Source organism: Thalassotalea sp. 1_MG-2023, assembly GCF_030546745.1.
Classification (GTDB): domain Bacteria; phylum Pseudomonadota; class Gammaproteobacteria; order Enterobacterales; family Alteromonadaceae; genus Thalassotalea_C.
Genome location: NZ_JAUOPD010000028.1, coordinates 1 through 24,063 on the forward strand (window position 1 = coordinate 1; position 24,063 = coordinate 24,063).

Consider the following 24,063-nt stretch of genomic DNA (forward strand, 5'->3'; position numbering starts at 1 on the left):
ACGGCACAAGCTCTGCCTTGTATAAATACCAAACAAATTGCTGCAAAAACAAACTTGAAAGATCAACACGCTCTAGTGAGCTGGAATTTTTGGATGCTAATATCCAACATTCAAACACATGCTTAGTCCAATTTAACAACCGTTGAAAATTAATAAGTATGCTTGGAAGGGATTGACTTTATTTTCTCTTTTTATTCTTATTAAAGAGAGCGTGTGTTTTATTGGGGAGGAGGCAAAAAAAAATAATATCAATTTACCTTGCCATAAAAAACACACGCGAAAATGCAACACGCCGTGATAAATTAGCTATTATTTGCTCTGGCAAAATCAATAATGTTTTGTCCATTACAGTTAATATTGCGTAATGTATATCTTGACTCACTCGCAAGTGCAACTAAGCCAACGTTAGCCGCTCTGGCGCATAAACGCGATTCAGACGCTTGATTAGCAGGTATAGCTTTAACTGCTTTTTTCATCGTTTTTTGTGATATATCTAAAAAGCCTTGCGCAAATGTTTTGATCGGCTGACCATTACAATTTGTTAAAGAAAATTGGTGAGCTGATAAATTATCAATATTTATTGCTTGATGTTTAGCTGAAGAATAACCTTTTGTAGCGGCAGTAATACATAGGTTGGTTTCAATTGAACCATCTTGTGCAATAAACGTTGCATTATCACTGACAGCATAAGTGCTCGCTGCAGTTAAGGCTAATGTAAAACCTAGTACGATCTTTTTCATAACGACTCCAATATGAATGACGAGGGGGTATTAAAACGTTGGCAATTATACGTTTGCATACTATTCATTCAATACGTTTTCACACGAGATATTCTAATGGGAAGCCTTAAAAACAAAGAGTTCTATCAAAGTTAAAAGTAGAACAGAAACAATAACTTTCGAAGATAAGCACAACATCATGGATAAGTTTTTTTGTGCAAAATACAAAAAAAGCTGAGCCAAGCTCAGCTTTTTAATAGACTCAATAGTGATTATGGCAAGATAACGTCTTGATCTGCACCTTCTTTTTCAATCACCTCTGGTATTAAGTCTTCTTTCGAAATACCTAACGCTAACGCAATTGAACTTGCTACATAGATAGAAGAGTAAGTACCAATAAAAACACCGAATAACAATGCAGTAGCAAAACCATGAATTAATGCGCCACCTTGAAAGAACAATGCCGCTAATACCAACAACGTGGTAATCGAAGTAATAAAGGTACGACTTAACGTTTGTGTCAGTGAAATGTTAATTACTTCTTCTGGTCCGCCATCACGAATTTTTCTAAAGTTTTCACGAATTCTATCAGAAACCACGATGGTATCATTCAACGAGTAACCAATAACGGCTAATATTGCAGCAAGAATTGTTAAATCAAACTCTAAGCCTAATATTGAAAACAAGCCTAGGGTTAAGACCACATCATGAAATAGCGCAAGTACTGAACCTAATGCAAAGCGCCACTCAAAGCGAAATGCAACGTAAATTAGAATACAGATCAGCGCTGTTAACATCGCAAGGCCACCTTGCTCTGTTAATTCATCACCCACACTTGAGCCAACAAATTCTATACGGCGCATTTCAAGTGTTTGGTTTGTTCCTTCTTTAAGCAATGCTAACACTTGGTTGCCTAACATCTCTGCTTTTACATCGTCTTGCACAGCTAAACGAATAACAACATCGCGAGAGCTGCCATAATGTTGCACAACAGCACCCTCATAGCCAGCACCTTCCATGATCTCACGAATTTGATTAAGATCAGCTGCTTTTTCAAAACCAACCTCAATCAACGTTCCGCCAGTAAAATCTAAACCAAAGTTTAATTTATTAATCGCCAAGGAAGCGAATGCCGCGATCATCAGTAACGCACTAAATATTACGGCTACTTTGCGAAAACGCATAAACTCGATGGTTTCTTTCAATTTTAATAGTTGCATGTATAACTCCTAGATTGAAAGCTTATCGAGACGTTTACCGCCCCAAACGCTATTAACTATTGTGCGTGTACCAATAATTGCAGTAAACATTGAAGTAATGATACCTATTGATAATGTAACCGCGAAACCTTTGATAGGCCCTGTACCCACTGCAAATAAAATAATTGCCGCAATTAGCGTGGTAATATTTGCATCTAAAATCGTTGAAAATGCAGCATCGTACCCTTGATGAATAGATTGCTGTACAGATTTACCACTGCGTAATTCTTCACGTATTCGCTCGAAAATAAGGACATTAGCATCAACAGCCATACCAACGGTTAGTACAATACCCGCCATGCCAGGAAGCGTTAACGTAGCGCCTGGGATCATCGACATTACACCAACAATTAACACCAAGTTTGCCGTTAAAGCCAAGTTGGCAACAATACCGAAAGCACGGTAATAAATCAGCATAAAGAGAACAACTAATGCGAAACCGCCTACAATAGCTTGTAAACCAAGCTTCACGTTTTCAGCACCTAATGATGGCCCAACAGTACGTTCTTCAACGATTTGAATGGGCGCGATTAAGGCACCAGCTCGTAGAAGTAGCGCTAAGTTATGCGCTTCAGCTTGGCTGTCAATGCCGGTAATACGGAAGCTTTTACCCAAACGCCCTTGAATAGTCGCGATTTGAATGATTTCTTCATTCTTTTCGAAGATAGTATTACCTTCTTTGTCTGTACGCTCGGTTGGTTTGTATTCAATGAATACCGTTACCATCGGCTTACCAACGTTTTCTTTTGTCGCATTTGACCATTTACTCGCACCAGGCGAGTCTAGGGTTATATTTACTTGTGGACGTGAATATTCATCAAAGCTCGAACCGGCATCAACAATATGATCACCGGTTAGCATGACACGTTTTTTAACTAAAGAAGGTCTGCCGTTGCGATCTTTTAATAATTGAGAATTTGCTGGTACACGGCCATTTAACGCACTGTTAATGTCTCCTTCAGAGTCTAACATGCGAAATTCAATGGTCGCCGTAGCATTTAAGATTTCTTTAGCTTTTGCTGTATCTTGTACACCGGGCAATTCAATAATGATGTTTTTCTGCCCTTGACGCTGAACTAAAGGTTCAGCAACACCTAATTCGTTAACACGGTTACGAATAATAGTGATGTTTTGTTGTAGTGCATATTCACGAATTTCTTTTAACTTTTGTTCAGACATGGTGACTGATAAGGTTAAATCATCGCTGTTATCTGAAAATAGTAAATCACGGTAACGTTTTTTCAGTAAAGATTCAGCGGTATCAATATCATCTACATTTCGGAAGGTAATAATTACGCCATTATCTTGTTCTTTCACGCTACGATAACGAATATTTTCTTTGCGTAGATCAGTACGAAAATCACCTACCATACCTTCTTTCGCTTTAAGTTCAGCTTCGTTCATGTTGACTTCCATGGTGAAACTAACGCCACCACGTAAATCTAAACCGAACTTCATTGGCACGCCGCCAATGCTTGCAAGCCAATCAGGTGTCGCTGGAGTAAGGTTTAATGCTACAGAGTAATCGTCACCTAGTGCTGAATCTAACTCATCACGAGCTTTAAGTTGTTGCTCTGTATCGCTAAACTTTACTAATACTTGACCATCTTCAAGAGACATACTTGAATAGTTTATTTGCTGTTCCGTTAATGTAGCTTTAACAGAGTCTAATGTTGACGCTGTTGTTTCTACACCACGTAATCCAGAAATTTGTACTGCTGGATCTTCACCGTATAAATTGGGCATCGCATATAATGCCCCAATACATACAACGAAAAGCACCAGTAGTTTTTTCCACAATGGTGAATGGTTTAACACAATATCATCCTAATGTTCTTAAGTTAGTAGACAAACTGTCTTGAAAAGCCTTAAAGGCTTTTCATTGTGCCTTTTGGTAATACTGCAGAAATCGCCGATTTTTGTACGGTTACTTCAGTATTATCAGCGATAGTAATCGCGATAAAATCTTTTTCATCAGACACTTTAATGATTTTACCTACTAAGCCGCCTTGCGTTAGCACTTCATCACCTTTAGATAAGGCAGACATTAAACTTTTATGTTCTTTTACACGTTTTGCTTGTGGACGGTAGATCATGAAATAAAACACTAACCCGAAAACAAGCAACATAATAATCATTTCCATGCCGCCACCTGGTTGTGCTGTACCTGTTGCTGCGTGTGCAGTACCGATAAATAAACTCATAATATCCTCTTACTTCTAATTGTTATTAATAAACTAAACTTGCTCGCTGCCTTTCGCTAACGGGGGAACCGGTAACGAACGAAGCGCATAAAATTCGCTCACATACTCTTCTAATTTACCTTGCTCAATCGCATCACGTAACTCTTTCATAATGCGTTGGTAAAAACGTAAGTTATGAATGGTATTTAATTGAGAGCCCAATATTTCATTGCACTTATCTAAATGATGTAAATATGCGCGCGAATAATTCTTACAGGTATAACAGTCACATTGTTCATCTAATGGTCCTGTATCTACTTTATTCTTAGCATTTCTTATTTTTACCACACCTGTGGTAACAAACAAATGACCATTTCGGGCATTTCGGGTAGGCATTACGCAATCAAACATATCGATACCACGCCTAACGCCTTCTACTAAATCTTCTGGCTTTCCCACTCCCATCAGATATCGGGGTTTATTTTCAGGGATCAAGGGTGCGGTATGATCTAAAATTCTCACCATATCTTCTTTAGGTTCGCCCACCGATAAACCACCAATGGCATAGCCATCAAAATCAATTGCTTTTAAACCATTAATAGATACTTCACGCAAATCTTCATACATGCCACCCTGTACAATGCCAAATAAAGCATTTGGGTTTTCTTGGTGAGCATCTTTACTGCGCTGCGCCCAGCGCAGTGAAAGTTCCATAGATTCTTTTGCTTCAACATGCGTTGCTGGGTAAGGCGTACATTCATCAAATATCATCACGATGTCTGATCCTAATTTACGCTGAACTTCCATCGAACGTTCAGGTGTTAGCATTATTTTTTCACCATTAACCGGTGAACTAAATTTAACACCTTCTTCGGTAATTTTTCGCATTGCGCCTAAACTAAACACTTGAAAGCCACCTGAATCAGTAAGGATCGGCTTGTCCCAGTGAATAAAGTCATGTAAATCACCGTGCTGTTCGATAATATCAGTACCTGGACGCAACATTAAATGGAAGGTGTTTCCTAAAATAATTTCAGCACCTATTTCTTCTATTTCCTCACTTTTCATACCCTTTACGGTACCGTAGGTACCAACAGGCATAAAAGCAGGCGTTTCTACTGTACCGCGAGCAAAGGTCAATCTACCTCTACGTGCTTTACCATCTTTCGCGATAAGCTCATAGCTCATTGCTTTTTTTTCTGTTTTTTCTGTCATATGATTTCCTGCCCACTAGCGAAACAGGCCAGCGGCGTTATTAACGTTATGATTGACGACGCGTTAAAAACATCGCATCACCATAGCTAAAAAAGCGGTATCGTTCCGACACCGCATGTTTGTATGCTGCCATAATATTGTCATAGCCAGCAAACGCGCTGACTAACATCAGTAACGTTGATTCTGACAAATGAAAATTTGTTATTAAAGCATCAATTAATTCGAATTCGTAACCAGGCGTAATAAAAATATCGGTATCACCATAAAAAGGCACTAACGTTTCACCTGTTTTTTTAGCGGCTTTTGCCGCACTCTCTAGTGAACGCACTGAAGTCGTTCCAACAGCTATAACCCTACCGCCGCTTGCTTTTGTTTGCTGGATAAGTTCAACAACATCTTGCGGCACTTCAGCATATTCAGCATGCATTATATGATCTTCAATTTGCTCGACTCGTACTGGCTGAAATGTGCCAGCTCCAACATGCAAGGTTACAAATGCGGTATTTACGCCTTTTTCTTTAATACGTTTTAATAATGCATCATCAAAATGCAAGCCCGCAGTTGGTGCAGCAACCGCACCTGGCTTTTCGTTGTAAACCGTTTGATAACGCTCTTTATCGCTTTCTTCATCAGGGCGATCAATATACGGCGGTAAAGGCATATGGCCTATATTTTCTAGTACCGTTAATACGTTGTCTTGGTGTGAAATTTCAATTTCAAATAGTGCATCATGTCGTGCCACCATGGTAGCCGACACTTTGTTTTCTAACACTAACTCTGTACCCGGTTTAGGGGATTTACTCGCACGTACATGCGCGAGAAAACGTTTATCATCAAGAATACGTTCTACTAAAACTTCAAGCTTTCCGCCGGTTTTTTTCTGACCAAACATACGTGCAGGAATTACACGAGTATTGTTAAACACTAATAAATCGCCAGCATTCAACTGATCAATGACATTAACAAAATGGGCATCTTGCAACGCCCCGCTACAACCGTCCAGCACCATTAATCTGCTAGCCGTACGTTCAGCTTTAGGGTAGCGAGCAATAAGCTCTTCTGGTAAATCAAAGGAAAAATCTGCGACACGCATAGAATTAATAAGACTTCTTTATGACAAAATTAACCGCGTAATTTTAGAGCCCTAGCCTTGTAAATTCAAGTAAAACTAAGTGATATCGCCACATTATCACTATTGTTTATAATGACTATTTAGCAGAATGAATCAGTAAAATGCTGTTAATTATCGTATTCTGTTAAGTATCCACTTTGCCATTCGAATCTTAATGACGATGTTTGATCCGCACACTAAAGCCATTGCTAGAACTATATTGAACGGTTTTGAACGCCATATTTATTTATTTAGTCAAATAACTAAATCTGCACAAACGCGATTTGAGCAGGGTCAATGGTTAGCTATTCAAGCCGCGGCAAGAGATCGCAACGACTACTTCGATCTACGGGTTCAAGAAACCTTAGCAGTACTACGTGATGATTTTCGTATTGAAACACTCGATGATGTGCTTTGGCGACAAGTAAAGCAGTTTTATATCGCATTATTGCAAACACACCCACAAGCAGAATTAGCAGAAAGCTTTTATAACTCAGTTTTTTGTCACCTATTCGATCGCCGCTATTACTTTAATGACTTTATTTTTGTTGAATCTTGTTTAGCGATAGATCGAAGTAATGAAACCATATACACCCGATATTCCATTAGTGAAAAAGGCTTATGCCACACCATTACGCATATTATAGAACAAGCCGGATTTAAACGTTCTTTTGCGCACATTAAAAAAGATATTAAGGCACTTATTAAGCTTTTTATTAAACACCCTGTTTTATCAAAATTTGCATTATCTGCGATTGAAATAGACATACTTAATTTTGTATTTTATCGCAACAAAGGTGCATACATTATTGGCAGAGTGCTCACACCCGAAGGTAATACACCTTTCATTGTGCCGATTGTGAATAACGTAGACACAGGCTTAAAAATTGATGCGTTATTAACAGATGAAGAAAATATGGCGGTTGTTTTTGGTTTTGCACGTTCTTATTTCTTTGTTGATTGTTTGCACCCAACGGCATTGGTCAATTTTTTACAAACCTTGATCCCTCATAAAACCAGAGCTGACCTATATTCAGCCATCGGCTTTCATAAACAAGGAAAAACACAGTTTTATCGAGACTTCTTAACGCACCTTAACGAAAGTGATGACCAATTTAAACTTGCCGATGGTATTAAAGGCATGGTGATGTCTGTTTTTACATTGCCCTCTTACCCTTATGTTTTCAAAATAATAAAAGATCATTTCTCACCGAGTAAAAGCGTGACGAAAAAAGAAGTCAAAGAAAAATATCGTTTAGTTAAACTACATGATCGTGTTGGCAGGATGGCCGACACCATGGAGTATTCACAAGTTGCCTTTCCAAAACATCGTTTTTCACAAGCACTGATTGATGAACTGCTTGATGTTGCGCCAAGTATCATTACCATTGATGAACACCTTATTATCATCGAACATGTTTATATCGAACGGCGTATGACCCCGCTCAATCTGTATTTAGCAAACGCCAATGATGATCAAGTTGCACATGCAATGTTTGGTTATGGTGAAGCAATAAAACAATTGATTGCTGCGAATATTTTCCCTGGAGATATGCTGTTAAAAAATTTCGGTGTCACACGCCATGGCCGCGTTATATTTTACGACTACGATGAAATAACCTATATGAATGAAGTTAATTTTCGTCAGAAACCCATGCCAGTAACTGAAGCACAAATTTATGCCTCAGAACCATGGTATACAGTAGAAAAAGGCGATGTATTCCCAGAAGAAATTGCTACCTTTGCCTTAGCAAACCCAAAATATCGTAACGCTTTTTTAATTCATCACGCCGACTTATTAACCGCAACCTATTGGCAGCACCAACAACAAGAGGTCGCACGAGGCGAGGTTGCTGATGTATTTCCCTACCCAGAACAGTTAAAAATATAACCAAATGCCCTCTGTGTTGAGTAATTAATGAGCGAACAATACAAAAGTATAAATTTCCGCTTTACCTTTGCTCATCCATGAGTATAATTCTCGTCCGTTGCAGGGGTATAGTTCCAATTGGTAGAACAGCGGTCTCCAAAACCGACGGTTGGGAGTTCGAATCTCTCTACCCCTGCCATTCTTTTTTCCGTCATGAGTTACACGACTCTTACTGCCTCCATTTTGTTCAAATACAATATCTACATTTCAACTTGGTTTATCATCGCTATTTAATTGCTTAATAACGGAAAGCAAGATAACCTTTGTTGTTTGTTTTTCATGCAAACCTAAGCGACGACTAAAACCAACTTACCACTATGAAACGAATCTTGCTTATGAAACGTTTTAACGTCATTCTTATTATGATCGCTCTCTTGTTGTTTATGTTCAAGGCTGGGGCGTTTCAAATTGATAATGATCAATCTGACGAGCAGCTATACCAAGCACTAGTCGCAATTTCTGATGATAATAAAGTAAACAATCAACAAAAATTAAAGCAACTACAACAATTTATTACGCGTGTTAGTGTAAAAATGCACCCAAAAATATCTGCGCTGGCTCGAACAAAAGCAATGGCGATTGCGGCGATGGAAAATCAAACAGAAACATTAGTCGTCTATCAACAAGAATTAAAAAACATTCCACTTGCCAGTGAAGAACAACAAATAATAAACCTACTTAGTGAGACTGCAGAAATAAACTTATTCAGAATACAAGATAAGCATGTTTTGGTTATTGCCAAGGCTAAAGTATTATTAGAGCGGCTTTCTACATTGCCAATTTCAAAGCAAGATAACTACCTAGATTCAACATTAACGCTTTCCGTCAATGATCAAGCATTTCTTAATTATATTATTGCTAACAGTTATTTTGTCACCACCAATTACGAAGCTGCTCAACAGCATTTTCTCAGTGCGATGCAACTTTACCAATCAACCAAGAACCTTCAAGGGCAAGCGACTATTTACACCAACTTAGCCATGCTCAGTTGGGCACAACGTAACTATGAAAAAGCGCTGGCGCAAAATGAAAAGGCTTTCAATATCGCGCTTGTGCTTTCAAATGAGTTCATGTGGATAAACACCATGTTAAACAAAGGTGTTTATTTTCAGAATTTACGTCAATTTGATAACGCTTTAGCAACCTTTCGAAAATTACTTGAACATCCCAGAATTGACGAATACCCCGAACGAAAAATTAAAGCGTTGATCGCTAAAGCTGATGCCCTTCAAAAGATAGGCCTATTTGAAAAAAGTGAAACCTTTATTCAACAAGCATTACTTATTGCTACAGCTAACGATGATGACGTTAACCTTTACACTGGGAAAATAGCGTTGGGTAATCTACTCACTCAGCAAAAAAAATATGATGAAGCGCTTAAATTATATATTTCTGCTGAGAAATATTTTAAAAATAATCAACAGCCTAGATTACATTCTACAGCATTAAGGTCTCTCAGCACTTTATTTGAAATGAAAAAAGACTTTCAACAAGCGCTGTCATATCATCAACAATACGCCACGTTAAACATTAATAACCTTCGGAACGCACAGAAGGCGTCAATAATACGTTTAAATGAGCAATTTCAAGCCGATAATAAAGAAAAACAAATACAATTGTTGCAACAAGAAACGGCTCTACACCAATCAAATACTCAACAAGCTGAAGACCAAAAACGCTTTTTACTAATTTTGGTCATCTCTAGCGCCACCATTATCATTTTATTAATCAATCGACGCTACAGTAAAAAAGAAGCAGCAAAGCTACAACAAATGAATAGTGATATTGCAGCAAATGAAAAACAATTAATGTTGCTATCTCATGCTTTTAAAAGTACTTCCGATGCGGTATTTATTACCGATAATCAATTCAATATTGAAGCCGTCAATAACGCCTTTGTTCAAATTACCCATAAAACAATGCATCAAGTGATAGGGAAAAAAGTCAGTTTCGCTACAATAAACGGTCAAGATAAAAATTTGGCTGACAATATCATGCTGCAAGCAAAAATAGCAGATACTTGGCAAGGCGAGTTATATGAGCAACGCTCAAATAATGAAATTTATCCGTTCGAACTAGAAGTCGAAGCCATTAAAAACGAACAACTTGAGGTTATTCATTATCTCGGCGTTTTTCGTGATATTACTGCGCGTAAAAAAGCACAAGAACAACTTACCAGACTGGCCACTCACGATGATTTAACGGGTTTACCCAACAGAGCCCTATTTGAAAGTTTGATACAACAATCATGTTTAAACGCAAAACATGTCAACAAACTTCCTACATTACTGCTCTTCGACATCAATGGTTTTAAAAAAATCAACGACTCTTATGGTCATAAATTTGGTGATACAATTATTTGTGAAATAGCCCAACGTTTAAAACAGGTACTGTTCACAAAAGATGTCATCGCCCGCATAAACGGAGCTGAGTTTGGTATTTTAGTCGAGTTAAACAACCCAAAACATAGCGCAGTGAGAGTATCAAAAAAAATATTTTCCATCTTCGAACAACCTTTCATACACAATGAAGTGTCATTAACAATCAACGCAAGCATGGGAATAGCTCTATATCCACAAGATAGCAACGATGCTCAAGAGTTATTACGAAAAGCTGCTGTTGCCATGCTTGATGCTAAAAAAACGGAAGGTTTTTATTATCGTTTTTATGAAAGTAAAATGAACACCTCAGTGATGAAGCAACTTGAGCGAGAACAAAAACTACTCAATGCGATTAATAACCAATACTTTGATTTTTATTATCAACCTGTCATTGATCTAGACACTGACTTAATCATAGGTGCTGAAGCATTAATTCGTTGGATTGAGCCTGACGGCACCATTATTTCGCCTGCCGAATTCATACCGTTAGCAGAGCAGTCAGAGGTTATCGCTCAAATTGATCGCATCGCGATCAAACAAGTATTTGATCAAGTAGCTGCATGGCAGTTAGCAAACGTTCAGTTTGGGTCAATTGCCATCAATTTGTCAGCACAAATATTTTCATCTCCCGCTGAATTATTAACCATGTTACAGGCTAAAATAAGCCAAACCGGTGTTTCACCTGCCTGTATTAAATTCGAAATCACAGAAGGAATGCTGTTAACGGATGTGCAAACAGCCATTAAAACGATGCGAGAAATAAAAGCCTTAGGTTTTAAATTGTCGTTAGATGACTTTGGGATCGGGTTTTCATCGCTGAACTATTTAAAGAGATTTCCTGTTGATTGCATTAAAGTTGATAAAAGTTTCATTTTTAATTTACACAAGAGCGATATAGATCACAGTATTGTCAAAGCAATTATTTCTCTCGCCAAAACACTTCACTTGCAAGTTATTGCTGAAGGTGTAGAACAACAAACTCATGTTGATTTACTCAAAGACATGCAGTGTCACCAGTATCAAGGATACCATTTCAGTAAACCATTACCTGTTGAATTGTTTGAAATAAAATTAAAAAATAATACAGCCTCCGCTCTGACAAAGAGATAATGTTGAAATCACCTTAACAATTATCAGTAAGCAATTTATACTGGCCTTATTATTTTTACGCGCTAAGTAAGTATGGCTATCAACGAAAAACAATTTGTTTATTTACAAGAGATGGGCATCGAGCTATGGCAACGAAAATCGATTGCGACGCAAAATGCCAACGTGGAAAAGTCATCACAAACAGATATTTCTGTACATTCTGTTGAAATTAATCAGTTATTAACCGAGCGTTTCTTTCTAGACACCATTCAAGCAATAGCGTTTAAGCCCTCAAGCTTTACTCAAGTATCACCTAATAAACTACAATGCGATGATTTTATTTGGCAATTTGTCAATGAAGCAGCGATTGACTTTGAAAACAATGTGTTAACAACACCACCTATTACTGACTTTATTCGGCAACCGACATTAAAGAAACGTTTATTTCAACAACTTTTACCCATGATTATCTCTAAAAACGTCGACTAACAACTTTTTAATGATTAAAGCACTTTACTTTTTACCTCTAAATATACTGCGACCCTATGACAACAAACACCACTAAATTGCAATTTATCTCAATCAATGATGAGCACGTTTCAACTTTATTGCCCATCGAAAACGCTTGCCATAGTCATCCTTGGAGTGAAAAGGTTTTTCGCTCGTGCATTGGTGGTCGATATTTTGGGTTTTTAGCACAACATCAAAAAGAAGTTATTGGTTTTTATATCGCAGACTCTGTTGCTGATGAAGTCACACTTATGGATATTTGTATTGACCCCAAGCATCAAGGTAAAGGTTACGGTAAAGCACTCATGTTGCATTTGAATCAACAGGCTACCCATAAAGATGCCACAACGCTTTTGCTCGAAGTTCGCGCTAAAAACATTTCAGCTTTAATGATGTATATTAATCAGGGGTTTATAGAAGTTGCTAGAAGAACAGGTTATTACCCAAGTAAAATCGGCTATGAAGATGCTATTGTGATGAAAAAACCTCTGACATAACAAATCGTGAAGAGTAGGCATCAGCATTTTAAACATTGATAATTAAATTGAAAAATCATAGAGTTTTTACTGCTCTTAGCAGGCCTTTTAGGTATAATGCCGCGCGATAAATTTCTTATATTTCGAATCAACCACATCACTAACAGGTAATTTGCATGTCTGTACAACAGCAGGAAGTCGATATTCGCAGAACGTTTGCGATAATTTCTCACCCTGACGCCGGTAAAACTACAATCACCGAAAAGGTCTTGCTTTTCGGACAAGCCTTGCAAAAAGCAGGTACTGTTAAAGGTAAAAAATCAGGACAACATGCAAAATCTGACTGGATGGAAATGGAAAAAGACCGTGGTATTTCAATTACCACCTCGGTTATGCAGTTCCCATATAATGATTGTTTAGTCAACTTACTTGATACGCCTGGTCACGAAGATTTCTCGGAAGATACTTACCGTACACTAACCGCTGTTGATTCATGCTTAATGGTTATTGACACCGCTAAGGGCGTAGAAGATCGTACTATTAAGTTAATGGAAGTCACACGATTACGTGACACCCCGATCATCACCTTTATGAACAAAATGGATCGTGATGTACGTGACCCAATGGAAGTGATGGATGAAGTTGAAGACGTCTTAAAAATAAAATGTTCGCCGGTCACTTGGCCTATCGGCATGGGTAAAGAATTTAAAGGTGTTTACAATATTTTAGATGATGAAACCATCCTTTATCAGTCAGGACAAGGCCATACCATTCAAGAAAAACGTGTAATAAAAGGCTTAGATAACCCGGAACTTGATGAAGCCGTTGGCAACTATGCTGACGATCTACGTGAAGAACTTGAACTTGTTATTGGTGCTTCACATGAGTTTAATCTTGAAGAATTCTTAAACGGTGAATTAACACCAGTATTTTTCGGAACGGCTCTTGGAAACTTTGGTGTAGATCATATGTTAGATGGTCTAACTAAATGGGCCCCAACACCTATGCCTAGAGCAACAAATACACGCGATGTTCATGCAACAGAAGAGAAGTTTTCAGGCTTCGTGTTTAAAATTCAAGCAAACATGGACCCTAAACACCGTGATCGCATTGCTTTTATGCGTATTGTCTCAGGCAAATATGAAAAAGGCATGAAAATGCGTCAAGTACGCATTGGAAAAGATGTAAAAATTGCTGATGCTGTTACGTTTATGGCCGGTGATCGTGCTAACGTTGAACAAGCATTTGCCGGCGATATTATCGGTTTACATAATCACGGTAGCATACAAATAGGTGACTCATTTACCGCAGGTGAAGACATGAAGTTCACCGGTATCCCTAACTTTGCACCAGAATTATTTAGACGTATACGTTTACGTGATCCATTGAAAGCCAAACAATTGCAAAAAGGGTTAATACAGCTTTCTGAAGAAGGTGCTGTTCAAGTATTCCGACCTTTCAGCTCTAATGACATGATTGTTGGCGCGGTTGGTGTGCTTCAGTTTGAGGTTGTTGTTCAGCGCCTAAAATCTGAATACAACGTGGATGCTATTTATGAGCCTATTAGCGTGGCAACAGCTCGTTGGTGTAGCTGTGACGATGAACGTATTCTCGAGCAATTCCAGAAAAAAGCCTATGACAATTTAGCGCTTGATGGCGGTAATAACCTTACTTATATTGCGCCAACGATGGTAAACCTTAATTTAGCACAAGAGCGTCACCCTGATATTACATTCCATCACACGCGCGAACATTAAGTGTGTGAATTGACGTTAAACGAGTAACAATCATTCAATAATTGCTTTAGGGTTTCCTTTAGCGTGCGAATTAGCAGATAGACAGAGATAACACATGAATATTAAACAACTACTTGCTGAAAAAGTCATTGCGGCTATGGTAGCAGCAGGCTTACCTGAAGATACAAATCCAGCGGTGAGTGTTTCCACAAAACCACAATTTGGTGATTATCAAGCCAATGGTGTAATGGGCGCGGCGAAAAAGCTGAAAACAAATCCTCGCGAATTGGCTACAAAAGTTGTTGAAAACTTAGATCTTAGCGGTATCGCAAGTAAAGTTGAATTAGCAGGCCCAGGCTTTATTAATATTCATTTGGCTGACTCTTGGTTAACAGAGCAGTTAGTCAATATTGCTAATGACAAACATTTAGGCGTAACACAGCGTGCTGAACCACAAAACGTAGTAGTTGACTATTCAGCACCAAATTTAGCCAAAGAAATGCATGTTGGACACTTACGTTCGACCATTATTGGTGATGCCGTCGTTAGAGCGCTAGAATTTCGTGGTGACAATGTTATTCGTCAAAACCACATGGGAGACTGGGGCACACAGTTTGGCATGTTGCTCGCACATCTTAACGACAAGTTACAAGCGAATGAAGTCGCTGAAACCGCATTAGCTGACTTAGAAACGTTTTATCGTGAAGCTAAAATTCGCTTTGACGATGAAGACGGCTTTGCCGATCGCGCACGCGATTATGTCGTTAAGCTACAAAGCGGAGACAACGAATGCGCTACGCTTTGGCAACAATTTATTGATATTTCTATCACTCACAGCGAAGAGATTTATCAAAAACTTAATGTCACATTAACCCGAAACGATATCATGGGCGAAAGCGCATATAATGATGATTTATCAACCGTTATCGATGAATTAATGGCGCAACATATTGCCGTTGAAGATCAAGGTGCAAAAGTTGTCTTTATTGATGAAATGGCAAATAAAGATGGTGAACCTTCGGTGTTTATCGTGCAAAAATCTGGTGGTGGTTATTTATATGCAACAACAGATTTATCCGCCTGCCGCTATCGTAGTAATACATTAAAAGCGGATCGCATTATTATCTTCACTGATGCTCGTCAATCGTTACATTTTAAGCAAGTAGAAGTCGTAGCCCGTAAAGCAGGCTTCTTACCTGAACATGTTCGTTATGATCATTGCCCTTTTGGTATGATGATGGGTGATGATGGTAAACCTTTTAAAACCAGAACTGGTGGCACAATCAAGCTTGCAGAATTACTTGATGAAGCAGTTGTTCGAGCACAAAGTGTAATTAAAGAAAAAAATCCTGATTACACTAATGAACAGTTAGCCACCATTGCTAAGAAAGTTGGCATTGGCGCGGTTAAATTTGCCGATCTTTCAAAAAACCGTACCAGTGATTACATCTTTAACTGGCAAACCATGTTAAGTTTTGAAGGCGCTACAGCACCTTACTTACAATATGCATATTCTCGCATTCAAAGTATTTTTTCTAAAGCGGCTGTTTCGCCACAATCACTGAGTACAGCATTGCAAGTTGTTGAACCTCAAGAAAAGGCCCTTGCGCTAAAAGTTTTACAATTAGAAGATGTGATCGATGCAGTGATCAACGATTGTACACCTAATCTTTTATGTAATTACCTTTACGAATTAGCCAGCCTTTACATGAGTTTTTATGAGGCTTGCCCTATTTTAAAAGAAGGTATAGCACCTGAAATTAAAACCGCACGTTTAGCACTTTGCGCACAAGTTTCTAATGTATTAAAGCAAGGTTTAGATATTCTTGGCATTGATGTAATGGAAAGAATGTAAGGGTAGCGGCATGAAAGTGTTGCTAATAGATAATGGTGAGCAATCACTTTCTACCCTTAATACCTTATTAAAACAACGCCGATGTAAAACAGCTTACATTGCAGATGCGATAATGGGTATAAAATTGCTGCAAAAGCATGCTTTTGATGTGGTTATTATCGCTGATAAGCCTATACGTACTACCCTATCGAATTTGTTAAAAGCAATTGCACTCAAATTTCCACAAGTAGTACGTTTTGCTGTTGTGGGAGAAGATAAAACTAACGAGGATTTATCAACACATTATGTGTATCGCTACCCTATTGATGCCGCTCAAATCAGCAAAACGATTACTGCTCTTGGCTCTGCACATCACCAAATTACAAAAGCAGTCGTAGTTAAATCTGTCTCGCAAGTAAAAACGTTACCTAGCCCGCCGAAAGTGTACCTGCAATTAAATCGTTTACTCAAACAAGCGAATGTTGACTCAAACAAAATAGCAGAAATAGTATCGCAAGACCCAGCCCTAGCTGCCAAGGTAATTCAGTTTACTAACAACACTTTTGCGCAAAGCGATAAACCTATTACCAGTATCAGCGAAGCGATCACTAAAATGGGGGTGGATACACTTAGCTGTATTGTCATGACTGCTGAGCTATTTTCTTATCAGCCTGATATTCCTAATTACTCAATACTTGATGAACAGTTAAAAGCCCTTAATACAGCAAAATTAGCGGCATCGTTGGTACCAGTAGCGCTCAAACAAGATGCATTATTAGCAGGCCTTTTACATAGCATCGGTAAGTTAGTGTTATTTGAAATGGATAAAAAGCTTACGCTAACATTTTTTAATCACCATGCAAAAATGACCGATGATATTGCCCTAGAAAAACGTATATTTTCTACCGATCATTGCCAAGTTGGTGCCTATTTATTACATATTTGGGGCTTTCCTTACTCTTTAATTGAAGCGGTTTTATACCAATATTCCCCAGAAAAGCTTCTAGGCAATAGCTTTGGTATTTCACAAGCTACTTATTTAGCGAATACATTACTGAATAAAAAAGAAATTGATCAAACATTTGTCACACACTACCAACTTGAGCCACAATTAGAAAAGCTACAAAGCAACGCTGCAAAATTCATGTAACAAAGGTTAACAGCCCTTAGGTCTCGTTTATGTTATTTACCGATAGCCATTGCCATCTAGACTTTCAGCCGCTAAATGAAGATCCAACTACATTATTTACACAATGCATTAAATCCAATATTCACCGTATTATAGTGCCTGCAGTATCGCCTAAAAACTGGCAGGCAGTATTAGCACTGAAACTAGAAAGCAGCAACAAGTTCACTATACTACCGTGTTTAGGTATTCACCCTTGGTACCTGAAAGGTTTAACATTTCAAGCATTAGAACAGTTAGCAGCGATGATTGAAAAGCACCAAGAACACCTTATTGCGATTGGTGAATGCGGCATTGATGGAAAAATAGCAAAAGAACAAAATAACCTCGCACAGCAACAACAGTTTTTTCGTCAGCAGGTGTTGCTTGCAAAGCAATACCATAAACCTCTGATTATTCATCATCGGCGTTCACATAACGAGCTCATTGAAATTTTGAAGCAAGAAAAGCCTCAAACAGGTGGTTTTTTACATGGTTTTTCTGGTAGTTACCAGCAAGGAAAAACCTATATAGACATGGGCTTTAAACTTGGTGTTGGTGGCACGATTACTTACGAAAGAGCTGAGAAAACTCGTAAAGCCGTCAAACGTTTTCCATTAGATTCACTCGTGTTAGAAACTGACGCACCCGCGATGCCATTATCGGGGGAACAAGGCCAAGCTAACTCGCCACTTAATATCATTAAAATTTTTCAACAGTTGTGTAAGTTACGCAGCGAAACACCAGAAGCTATTGCCACTCAGCTTGAACGTAATGTTAACGAAATTGTACATATTTAAAAAAGATTATTTAGCTAAACGAAAACTTTGACGGCTAAAACGATTTAATCCACGAGTGAGTAAAAAACCAACAACACCTGCTATCATAATCATTAAACGGAAATCAGCATACTGTTCGTCACTTGCGGATTGCAGTGAACGCGTAAACGGCTCTTTAATTAACGTTACCCGTAAGTATCCTTTTAACGTAGCGTCACGTACTTCATGCACTACCGGTAAATATTGAGACTCATTAGGTTCTAGGTAATCGCCTAACCCATATAGCGCAAGAACTGACTGTTGTTCAACATTAGACAGTATTAACTGGCCGGTTTCATCATAAACCGACATATCTTTGATCCAAGGAGTGTTAGTCGTTTGATCAATATACTGCTGTAATTTTTCAGGATCTTCATTCCATAGAGTCAAACTCGTGATCGCCATTTGGCTGACAACTTCATCTGAAAGCTCAATAAAGTGCTCATTAATTGCTGATTGTTGATCACCGTAGCTAAACACCCAAATGTTCATCACCAGCACAATAAGTATTATCGCTATAGCTAATTGCGTTATTTTATTATAAATAGATGACAATCTAGGGTATAAATGCGGTTGATTTTGTTTCATATAGCAAATCTCGTCACGCGTTAACCACACTATAAAGTGTTATACTCGACAATGAAATATACGCAGGACAATATTTTCAACTAAATATCACTAAACTTAAAAGGCAGAACCGTGGCTAGCATAGTAACTCACTTCCCGCTGAATAACTTTTCCAAACAACATTTAGCACAGGTTTTTATAGAAGATGAACTAAACCTTCCCCAGTCGTTAACATTAAATGAACATGCCTTAGCATTGCTTGTCACTGATGATGAACAAGCATCATTAATTGCCGACCACAGTATAGAACTCGTGGTATTTTCAACATTAACCTTAGCTGAGTTATTCGCAATTTCGCAAGAGTGTGACATTACCTTAATTGCCCTCACCGCTATTAATCATAGAGCTTCATTAACCAGTTTTCGATTTGCTATTAACTGCCCTTCACTGGAGAAAAGCGTCAATTTACTTGCTGACTTTACACGCAATCAAGCCATTGAAGCTGCCATTATTCAACATGCGCCATTGTTATCTGAACCAGGCTTATTAGTGATGGATATGGATTCAACCACAATAGAAATTGAGTGTATTGATGAAATAGCAGTTTTAGCGGGTGTTGGTGAACAAGTGGCAGAAGTGACTGAGCGCGCAATGCAAGGAGAGTTAGATTTTGCTCAGAGTTTACATCAACGAGTAGCCACCTTAGCAAATGCCCCTGAATCTATTTTAGCAGAGGTAGTGAAAGATATACCGTTAATGGCAGGCTTAACGACCTTAGTCGATACCTTAAAAGCGCATAAGTGGCGAGTCGCCATAGCTTCAGGTGGGTTTACCTATTTTGCCGATCATTTACAGCAACGACTTGGTCTAGACGCAGCTCATGCTAACGTACTTGAAATTGTAGATAATAAATTAACCGGCAACGTCATTGGTGATGTAGTAGATGCACAAGCAAAAGCTGAGTGTTTAGTACAATTAGCAGATACATTTAATGTTAAAGCAACACAAACGGTGGCAATGGGTGATGGCGCGAACGATTTAGTAATGATGAAAGCTGCGCACTTAGGAGTAGCCTTTCATGCGAAACCTATTGTGGTAAAACAAGCGGATACAACCATTAATAATGCAGGTTTAGATTTAATGCTTCATTGGTTGGCATAAGTTTTTGAACATATTGTTCGTTGAGTTTGTATTAAGCACATTCAACGAACGAATTACATTATGGCGTGTGAACTATCACATCTCATTGGTCATTAATTGGTAGCGATTAAGCGCTTCTTGCGTTACATCGATAAGTTGTATTACACCTACGACACTCCAAATATCTTGTTCGATTTGTTTTCCGCGGTGTATTGCATACGCACTGATATAACTAAGTTCCGGGTTTAAATATTTCATATCTGGATCATCAGTACGAGATAGCTTCATTTGAATGCAATAAAACTCTCCGCGTTTTAATGCGTTTTTAATAAACATTTTTTTAAACATATCTGACTGCAAATCAGAACCAAGCTTTGTATTCACGGCTTGTTCAACAATATCATTTTCTGGATTGATAGATATGTATAAGGTTTCTTCAATCGGTAAATCTTCCGGTTGCATCTTCTTTAACGATTCATTAAAGAAGTTTGTCGCTTTCAAATGGCTTAACACTGGATATAAATTAAAATGATGCACCCTATCGCTAATCCGTTTACATTGACGTAATAAAGGGCTTTCATCATCATTAGTTGCAATGGTTTCGTATTTATAACGGCTACCGCTAGTTTGCACCACAACTGAAATAGTTTGTAAGCTACGACTGTAGATATTACGTAATGCTTTTGCCAATCCTGGGCTAAACATCGCGTATTCGTCAGGAGTGAGCTTATCACGGTTTTTTTCAATTAACGCTTTAAAAAAGGAACGGCCAATATGTTTATGCTTTTCAACATAAACACGTAAATGTAAAACAGTTTTATCTTTACTAACGCGCATGACCTCATAAGGTAGTTCATTTAAATCAAATGACGAGGTTATTTTTTGCAACTGCATGAAAGAAACGTTAATGATATTACCGCGAGTTAATACACAAGGTTTTTCTAATTCAACCTTCAAGCCAGAGGTTGAAAAGTCTTCAGAGATACCCAGCCATTGAACACCCTCTGCTGAGACAACAAGAGGCGTTTTATACTTAAACCTAGGCTCTTGTCGTTGGTTATTAAAGTTAATACCAACATCATCAATCGCCAAAGGTTCAGCCAACCTTTTATGACCAAAGTTTTTCAGTTTATTTGTATTAATATCATCAAAATTCAACCCTTTATAAAAGTCTATAACTTCTGGAGAGTCGATACGCTGAGCAATCACAAGCATCGATAAATTTGATATCGATAATAAGACATCTTCAGTAATAGGTTGATTCAAGTGTTGGTCACGCTTAGCAAGGCTATTCGCTAACGTTAATGAAGATTCAGCGTGTGACTCATCTAACGGTAACGCATAAAGTTGATGAACAGCAAAGCTTGCTTTATTGGCTGCAAACCCAAAAAAATTTGCTCTAAAAACATCATCATCTTCAAGCTGAATAGAATCTGCAGTGTAAAAATAGGCTTTACCGTTGCTGTCATGCACAAAACTATAAACCAGCAATGGTGAATGCTTTGTCGCGTGCTTTTTAATGCGTGATAAACGCTCAGGTGTAACAAGAAAGTTTAATGTGCTGTGGCGAGATTCATCCTGCCAATATTGAAATGTGCCTTGATTATTATGACAAGTCAGTACGTACCTTGGTAAAACGCCTTCATCGGTATCTTCAATAAAAATAGGCAATTCATTCGATTTAGGTAACACAAATTGTTCAATACATCTGGAATGTAATGCAGAAATTGTGTTATCTAAATTGATCTTATATCGGCGTTTATTTCCTTGAATAAAGCCGGCAAGAAATTGCCGAAAACCATCTCGCTTTACGTCGCTATCGGGTACTCGCTCAAGCCCTACTAATTGTACGTTATCAACTAATTGAATATTTTTAACTTGATAACGATAATGACTGTCTTTACCAAATTGAAAATCATTCTCCAGCCCTGTAAAGCGTACTGTGAGTACATGACGCATGGTAATTTTATGTTTACCGCTATAACGAAATTTACAACCATGAACGCTTATATCTGAACTGGAAACTTCAATTTCTTTACCGTCAGGAAGCTCAACGATTAATGGGATAGCGAAATTCATTCGCTCTTCTTTACGATTAAAGTAAGGGCCAAATCGCAATAACTCTGCAGGATATTGTGTTTTTTCAAACACTTTAGCTTTAGGAGCAGGGCTAGGAGGTACGGTACCAGTAATTTGCTCTTTTTCCCGCTGATACATCACCCTGAAATTGTTTTCAGTGTTCATCACCGCTTCATAAACAGCTAGGGTATAACCACCGTACAATTCGAGTGTATCTTCAAAGGCTCTAATTGCAATGTCATCAAGATAATGCGTTCTATTTTCATGTACATATGGGCGGCACTCACCATCAACATGTCCACGTAAGTCAATTAAACGGGTACACGGTGTTGCAAGGCGCTTAACTTCCATTTTGACTAAAAAGCGATCAGACTTTGGTAACTTTACTGTTGCTTCGTTAAAACGAGATTCAAAATCCTCAGCCGTGACAGTCCCGGAGAAATCATCGATAATAGTTTGATATTTTGAAAAATCTTTAGTCATTTGCTCTTCAAAGTTAGTACAATTACGTTAAGGCTATACCTATAGTCGAAATCATTATAATGTGAATCAATTAAATGTCATACACTAAGTTGACTTTTAACACACTTAATCTAATTTTTTAAAGCAATAAGCGTACCTTTTATACAATGGCAAAAAATAAATCTTCATACGTCTGCACAGAATGTGGCGCTGATTACTCTCGCTGGCTTGGACAATGTAAAGAATGTAAATCATGGAATACCATTTCAGAATTTAGACAACCAAAGGTTTCAAATAAACAGCAACGCTATGTCGGTTATGCTGGTCAAACTGAAGCACAAGTTCAAACGCTTGATACCATTGATTTAGCAGAATTACCGAGGTTTTCCGCGGGTTTTGCTGAGTTTGACCGTGTATTAGGTGGCGGTATTGTACCTGGTAGCGCTATTCTCATTGGCGGTGAACCTGGTGCAGGTAAATCAACACTATTGCTGCAAACCATGTGTGCCCTTTCAGAACATATGTCTGCTTTATATGTTACCGGTGAAGAATCATTACAACAGGTCGCAATGCGCGCTAAAAGGCTTGGTTTAACTGCAAAAAAGTTAAAATTGCTATCAGAAACAAGTGTAGAAAACATTTGTCATATTGCTGAAAAAGAACAACCCAAAACCATGGTTATCGATTCTATTCAAGTGATGCATATGGCTGATATTCAATCAGCACCTGGTAGTGTATCGCAAGTGCGGGAAGCGGCAGCTTTTCTCACACGTTTTGCTAAACAAAACCATGTTGCCATGATTTAATATGAAAAATAAAATAGATTACTTTACCAAAACGTAGATAGAATAAGGCTTTGATAATTCAAAAGTAACCCACAAAATATTGTGACAAAACAACCTAAAAGATTACTTTCAAAAACTCCTCCATTAATGAATGGCGACACTAATTACCTCTCACAACAATAACCGGGGTTACTTTTTCAACCGACGATATAAAGTTATTTCTCCAATCCCTAACTTCTTCTTTTTAGTCTTTCAAGATGCCAACAACACCCTTGCCGATTCAACAATATCATCTTCTATTGTTTTGCGCCCCTGATATTTACCTTCCGCTTTGGCTTGTGTATAAGTTAAATAAAGTTCAAATCAAAAATCCCATACAAGACTACTTGCATAACCTGGGAGGTCCAATCCTCTCCTCTAGCTCTGATATTAACTGTGAGACACTATCCATACCTTTCAGAAACTTTTTACGTATCGGACTTGGCTATCTGTTTGATAAACTGTGCTGGGCTCATGAATATTTCCTCGTTAACTGAATCTACATTAATAGATTTTATAAGGATAACAATCAATCTGTAAGCAAAGCCTATGTCTTTGTAATGCA

General features: G+C 38.1%; 17 protein-coding genes, 1 tRNA gene and 1 pseudogene. 11 read left to right on the plus strand and 8 right to left on the minus strand.

All coding sequences use genetic code 11. The annotated features are described in order from the left end of the window. Nucleotides 1-302: 302 nt before the first annotated feature. From Q4489_RS15845 to queA, 6 genes are all read right to left on the minus strand, one after another. The gene (locus Q4489_RS15845; RefSeq protein ID WP_303482170.1) at nt 303-740 is read right to left on the minus strand and encodes a hypothetical protein; all 438 of its coding nucleotides are present in this window, start codon (nt 738-740) and stop codon (nt 303-305) included. A gap of 251 nt (nt 741-991) precedes the next feature. Next, the gene (gene secF / locus Q4489_RS15850) at nt 992-1,939 is read right to left on the minus strand and encodes a protein translocase subunit SecF (protein WP_303482173.1); all 948 of its coding nucleotides are present in this window, start codon (nt 1,937-1,939) and stop codon (nt 992-994) included. A gap of 9 nt (nt 1,940-1,948) precedes the next feature. Then, nucleotides 1,949-3,796 (minus strand): protein translocase subunit SecD, encoded by a 1,848-nt coding sequence (gene secD / locus Q4489_RS15855; protein WP_303482175.1) that lies wholly within the window; start codon nt 3,794-3,796, stop codon nt 1,949-1,951. Nucleotides 3,797-3,846: 50 nt separating this feature from the next. After that, the gene (gene yajC / locus Q4489_RS15860; RefSeq protein ID WP_303482176.1) at nt 3,847-4,182 is read right to left on the minus strand and encodes a preprotein translocase subunit YajC; all 336 of its coding nucleotides are present in this window, start codon (nt 4,180-4,182) and stop codon (nt 3,847-3,849) included. A gap of 33 nt (nt 4,183-4,215) precedes the next feature. Next, nucleotides 4,216-5,349: a tRNA guanosine(34) transglycosylase Tgt gene (gene tgt, locus Q4489_RS15865; RefSeq protein WP_303482260.1), complete on the minus strand. Its 1,134-nt coding sequence runs from the start codon at nt 5,347-5,349 to the stop codon at nt 4,216-4,218. Nucleotides 5,350-5,422: 73 nt separating this feature from the next. Then, on the minus strand, nt 5,423-6,469 hold the full coding sequence (queA, locus tag Q4489_RS15870) for a tRNA preQ1(34) S-adenosylmethionine ribosyltransferase-isomerase QueA (RefSeq protein ID WP_303482179.1): 1,047 nt from the start codon (nt 6,467-6,469) through the stop codon (nt 5,423-5,425). Nucleotides 6,470-6,662: 193 nt separating this feature from the next. On the opposite strand from queA, the gene aceK reads away from it, so the two are divergent. The 9 genes from aceK (at nt 6,663) to Q4489_RS15915 (ending at nt 18,408) form a co-directional block, all read left to right on the plus strand. After that, a complete protein-coding gene (gene aceK / locus Q4489_RS15875) occupies nt 6,663-8,378 on the plus strand; it encodes a bifunctional isocitrate dehydrogenase kinase/phosphatase (protein ID WP_303482182.1) in 1,716 nt (571 codons plus the stop codon). A gap of 101 nt (nt 8,379-8,479) precedes the next feature. Then, nucleotides 8,480-8,556 (plus strand) — tRNA-Trp (locus Q4489_RS15880). 196 nt (nt 8,557-8,752) lie between these two features. After that, complete coding sequence (locus Q4489_RS15885; RefSeq protein WP_303482185.1) at nt 8,753-11,908, plus strand: EAL domain-containing protein; 3,156 nt, start codon at nt 8,753-8,755, stop codon at nt 11,906-11,908. Nucleotides 11,909-11,980: 72 nt separating this feature from the next. Continuing rightward, nucleotides 11,981-12,376 (plus strand): DNA polymerase III subunit psi, encoded by a 396-nt coding sequence (locus Q4489_RS15890; RefSeq protein WP_303482188.1) that lies wholly within the window; start codon nt 11,981-11,983, stop codon nt 12,374-12,376. A 56-nt stretch (nt 12,377-12,432) separates the two neighbouring features. Beyond that, nucleotides 12,433-12,894: a ribosomal protein S18-alanine N-acetyltransferase gene (gene rimI / locus Q4489_RS15895; RefSeq protein WP_303482191.1), complete on the plus strand. Its 462-nt coding sequence runs from the start codon at nt 12,433-12,435 to the stop codon at nt 12,892-12,894. 155 nt (nt 12,895-13,049) lie between these two features. Beyond that, nucleotides 13,050-14,630: a peptide chain release factor 3 gene (gene prfC / locus Q4489_RS15900; protein WP_303482194.1), complete on the plus strand. Its 1,581-nt coding sequence runs from the start codon at nt 13,050-13,052 to the stop codon at nt 14,628-14,630. A gap of 94 nt (nt 14,631-14,724) precedes the next feature. Then, a complete protein-coding gene (gene argS / locus Q4489_RS15905; RefSeq protein ID WP_303482196.1) occupies nt 14,725-16,464 on the plus strand; it encodes an arginine--tRNA ligase in 1,740 nt (579 codons plus the stop codon). A 10-nt stretch (nt 16,465-16,474) separates the two neighbouring features. After that, entirely contained in the window at nt 16,475-17,593 is a 1,119-nt protein-coding gene (locus tag Q4489_RS15910) for an HDOD domain-containing protein (protein WP_303482199.1), read from the plus strand. 29 nt (nt 17,594-17,622) lie between these two features. Then, nucleotides 17,623-18,408: a TatD family hydrolase gene (locus tag Q4489_RS15915; protein WP_303482202.1), complete on the plus strand. Its 786-nt coding sequence runs from the start codon at nt 17,623-17,625 to the stop codon at nt 18,406-18,408. 6 nt (nt 18,409-18,414) lie between these two features. Here the strand turns inward: Q4489_RS15915 and Q4489_RS15920 are convergent, their stop codons facing one another. Continuing rightward, nucleotides 18,415-19,014 carry an AhpA/YtjB family protein gene (locus Q4489_RS15920; RefSeq protein WP_303482205.1) on the minus strand — a complete coding sequence of 200 codons (600 nt, stop codon included), beginning with the start codon at nt 19,012-19,014 and terminating at the stop codon, nt 18,415-18,417. Between the two features lie 111 nt (nt 19,015-19,125). Here Q4489_RS15920 and serB point away from each other — a divergent pair, with 111 nt between their 5' ends. Then, nucleotides 19,126-20,154 (plus strand): phosphoserine phosphatase SerB, encoded by a 1,029-nt coding sequence (gene serB, locus Q4489_RS15925; protein WP_303482208.1) that lies wholly within the window; start codon nt 19,126-19,128, stop codon nt 20,152-20,154. Nucleotides 20,155-20,229: 75 nt separating this feature from the next. Here the strand turns inward: serB and Q4489_RS15930 are convergent, their stop codons facing one another. Beyond that, nucleotides 20,230-22,695, minus strand: coding sequence for a PilZ domain-containing protein (locus Q4489_RS15930; RefSeq protein WP_303482211.1), 2,466 nt, complete (start codon nt 22,693-22,695; stop codon nt 20,230-20,232). Nucleotides 22,696-22,841: 146 nt separating this feature from the next. On the opposite strand from Q4489_RS15930, the pseudogene Q4489_RS15935 reads away from it, so the two are divergent. Then, nucleotides 22,842-23,477, plus strand: a pseudogene (locus tag Q4489_RS15935) (ATPase domain-containing protein); the annotation flags it as partial. Nucleotides 23,478-24,063: the final 586 nt, after the last annotated feature.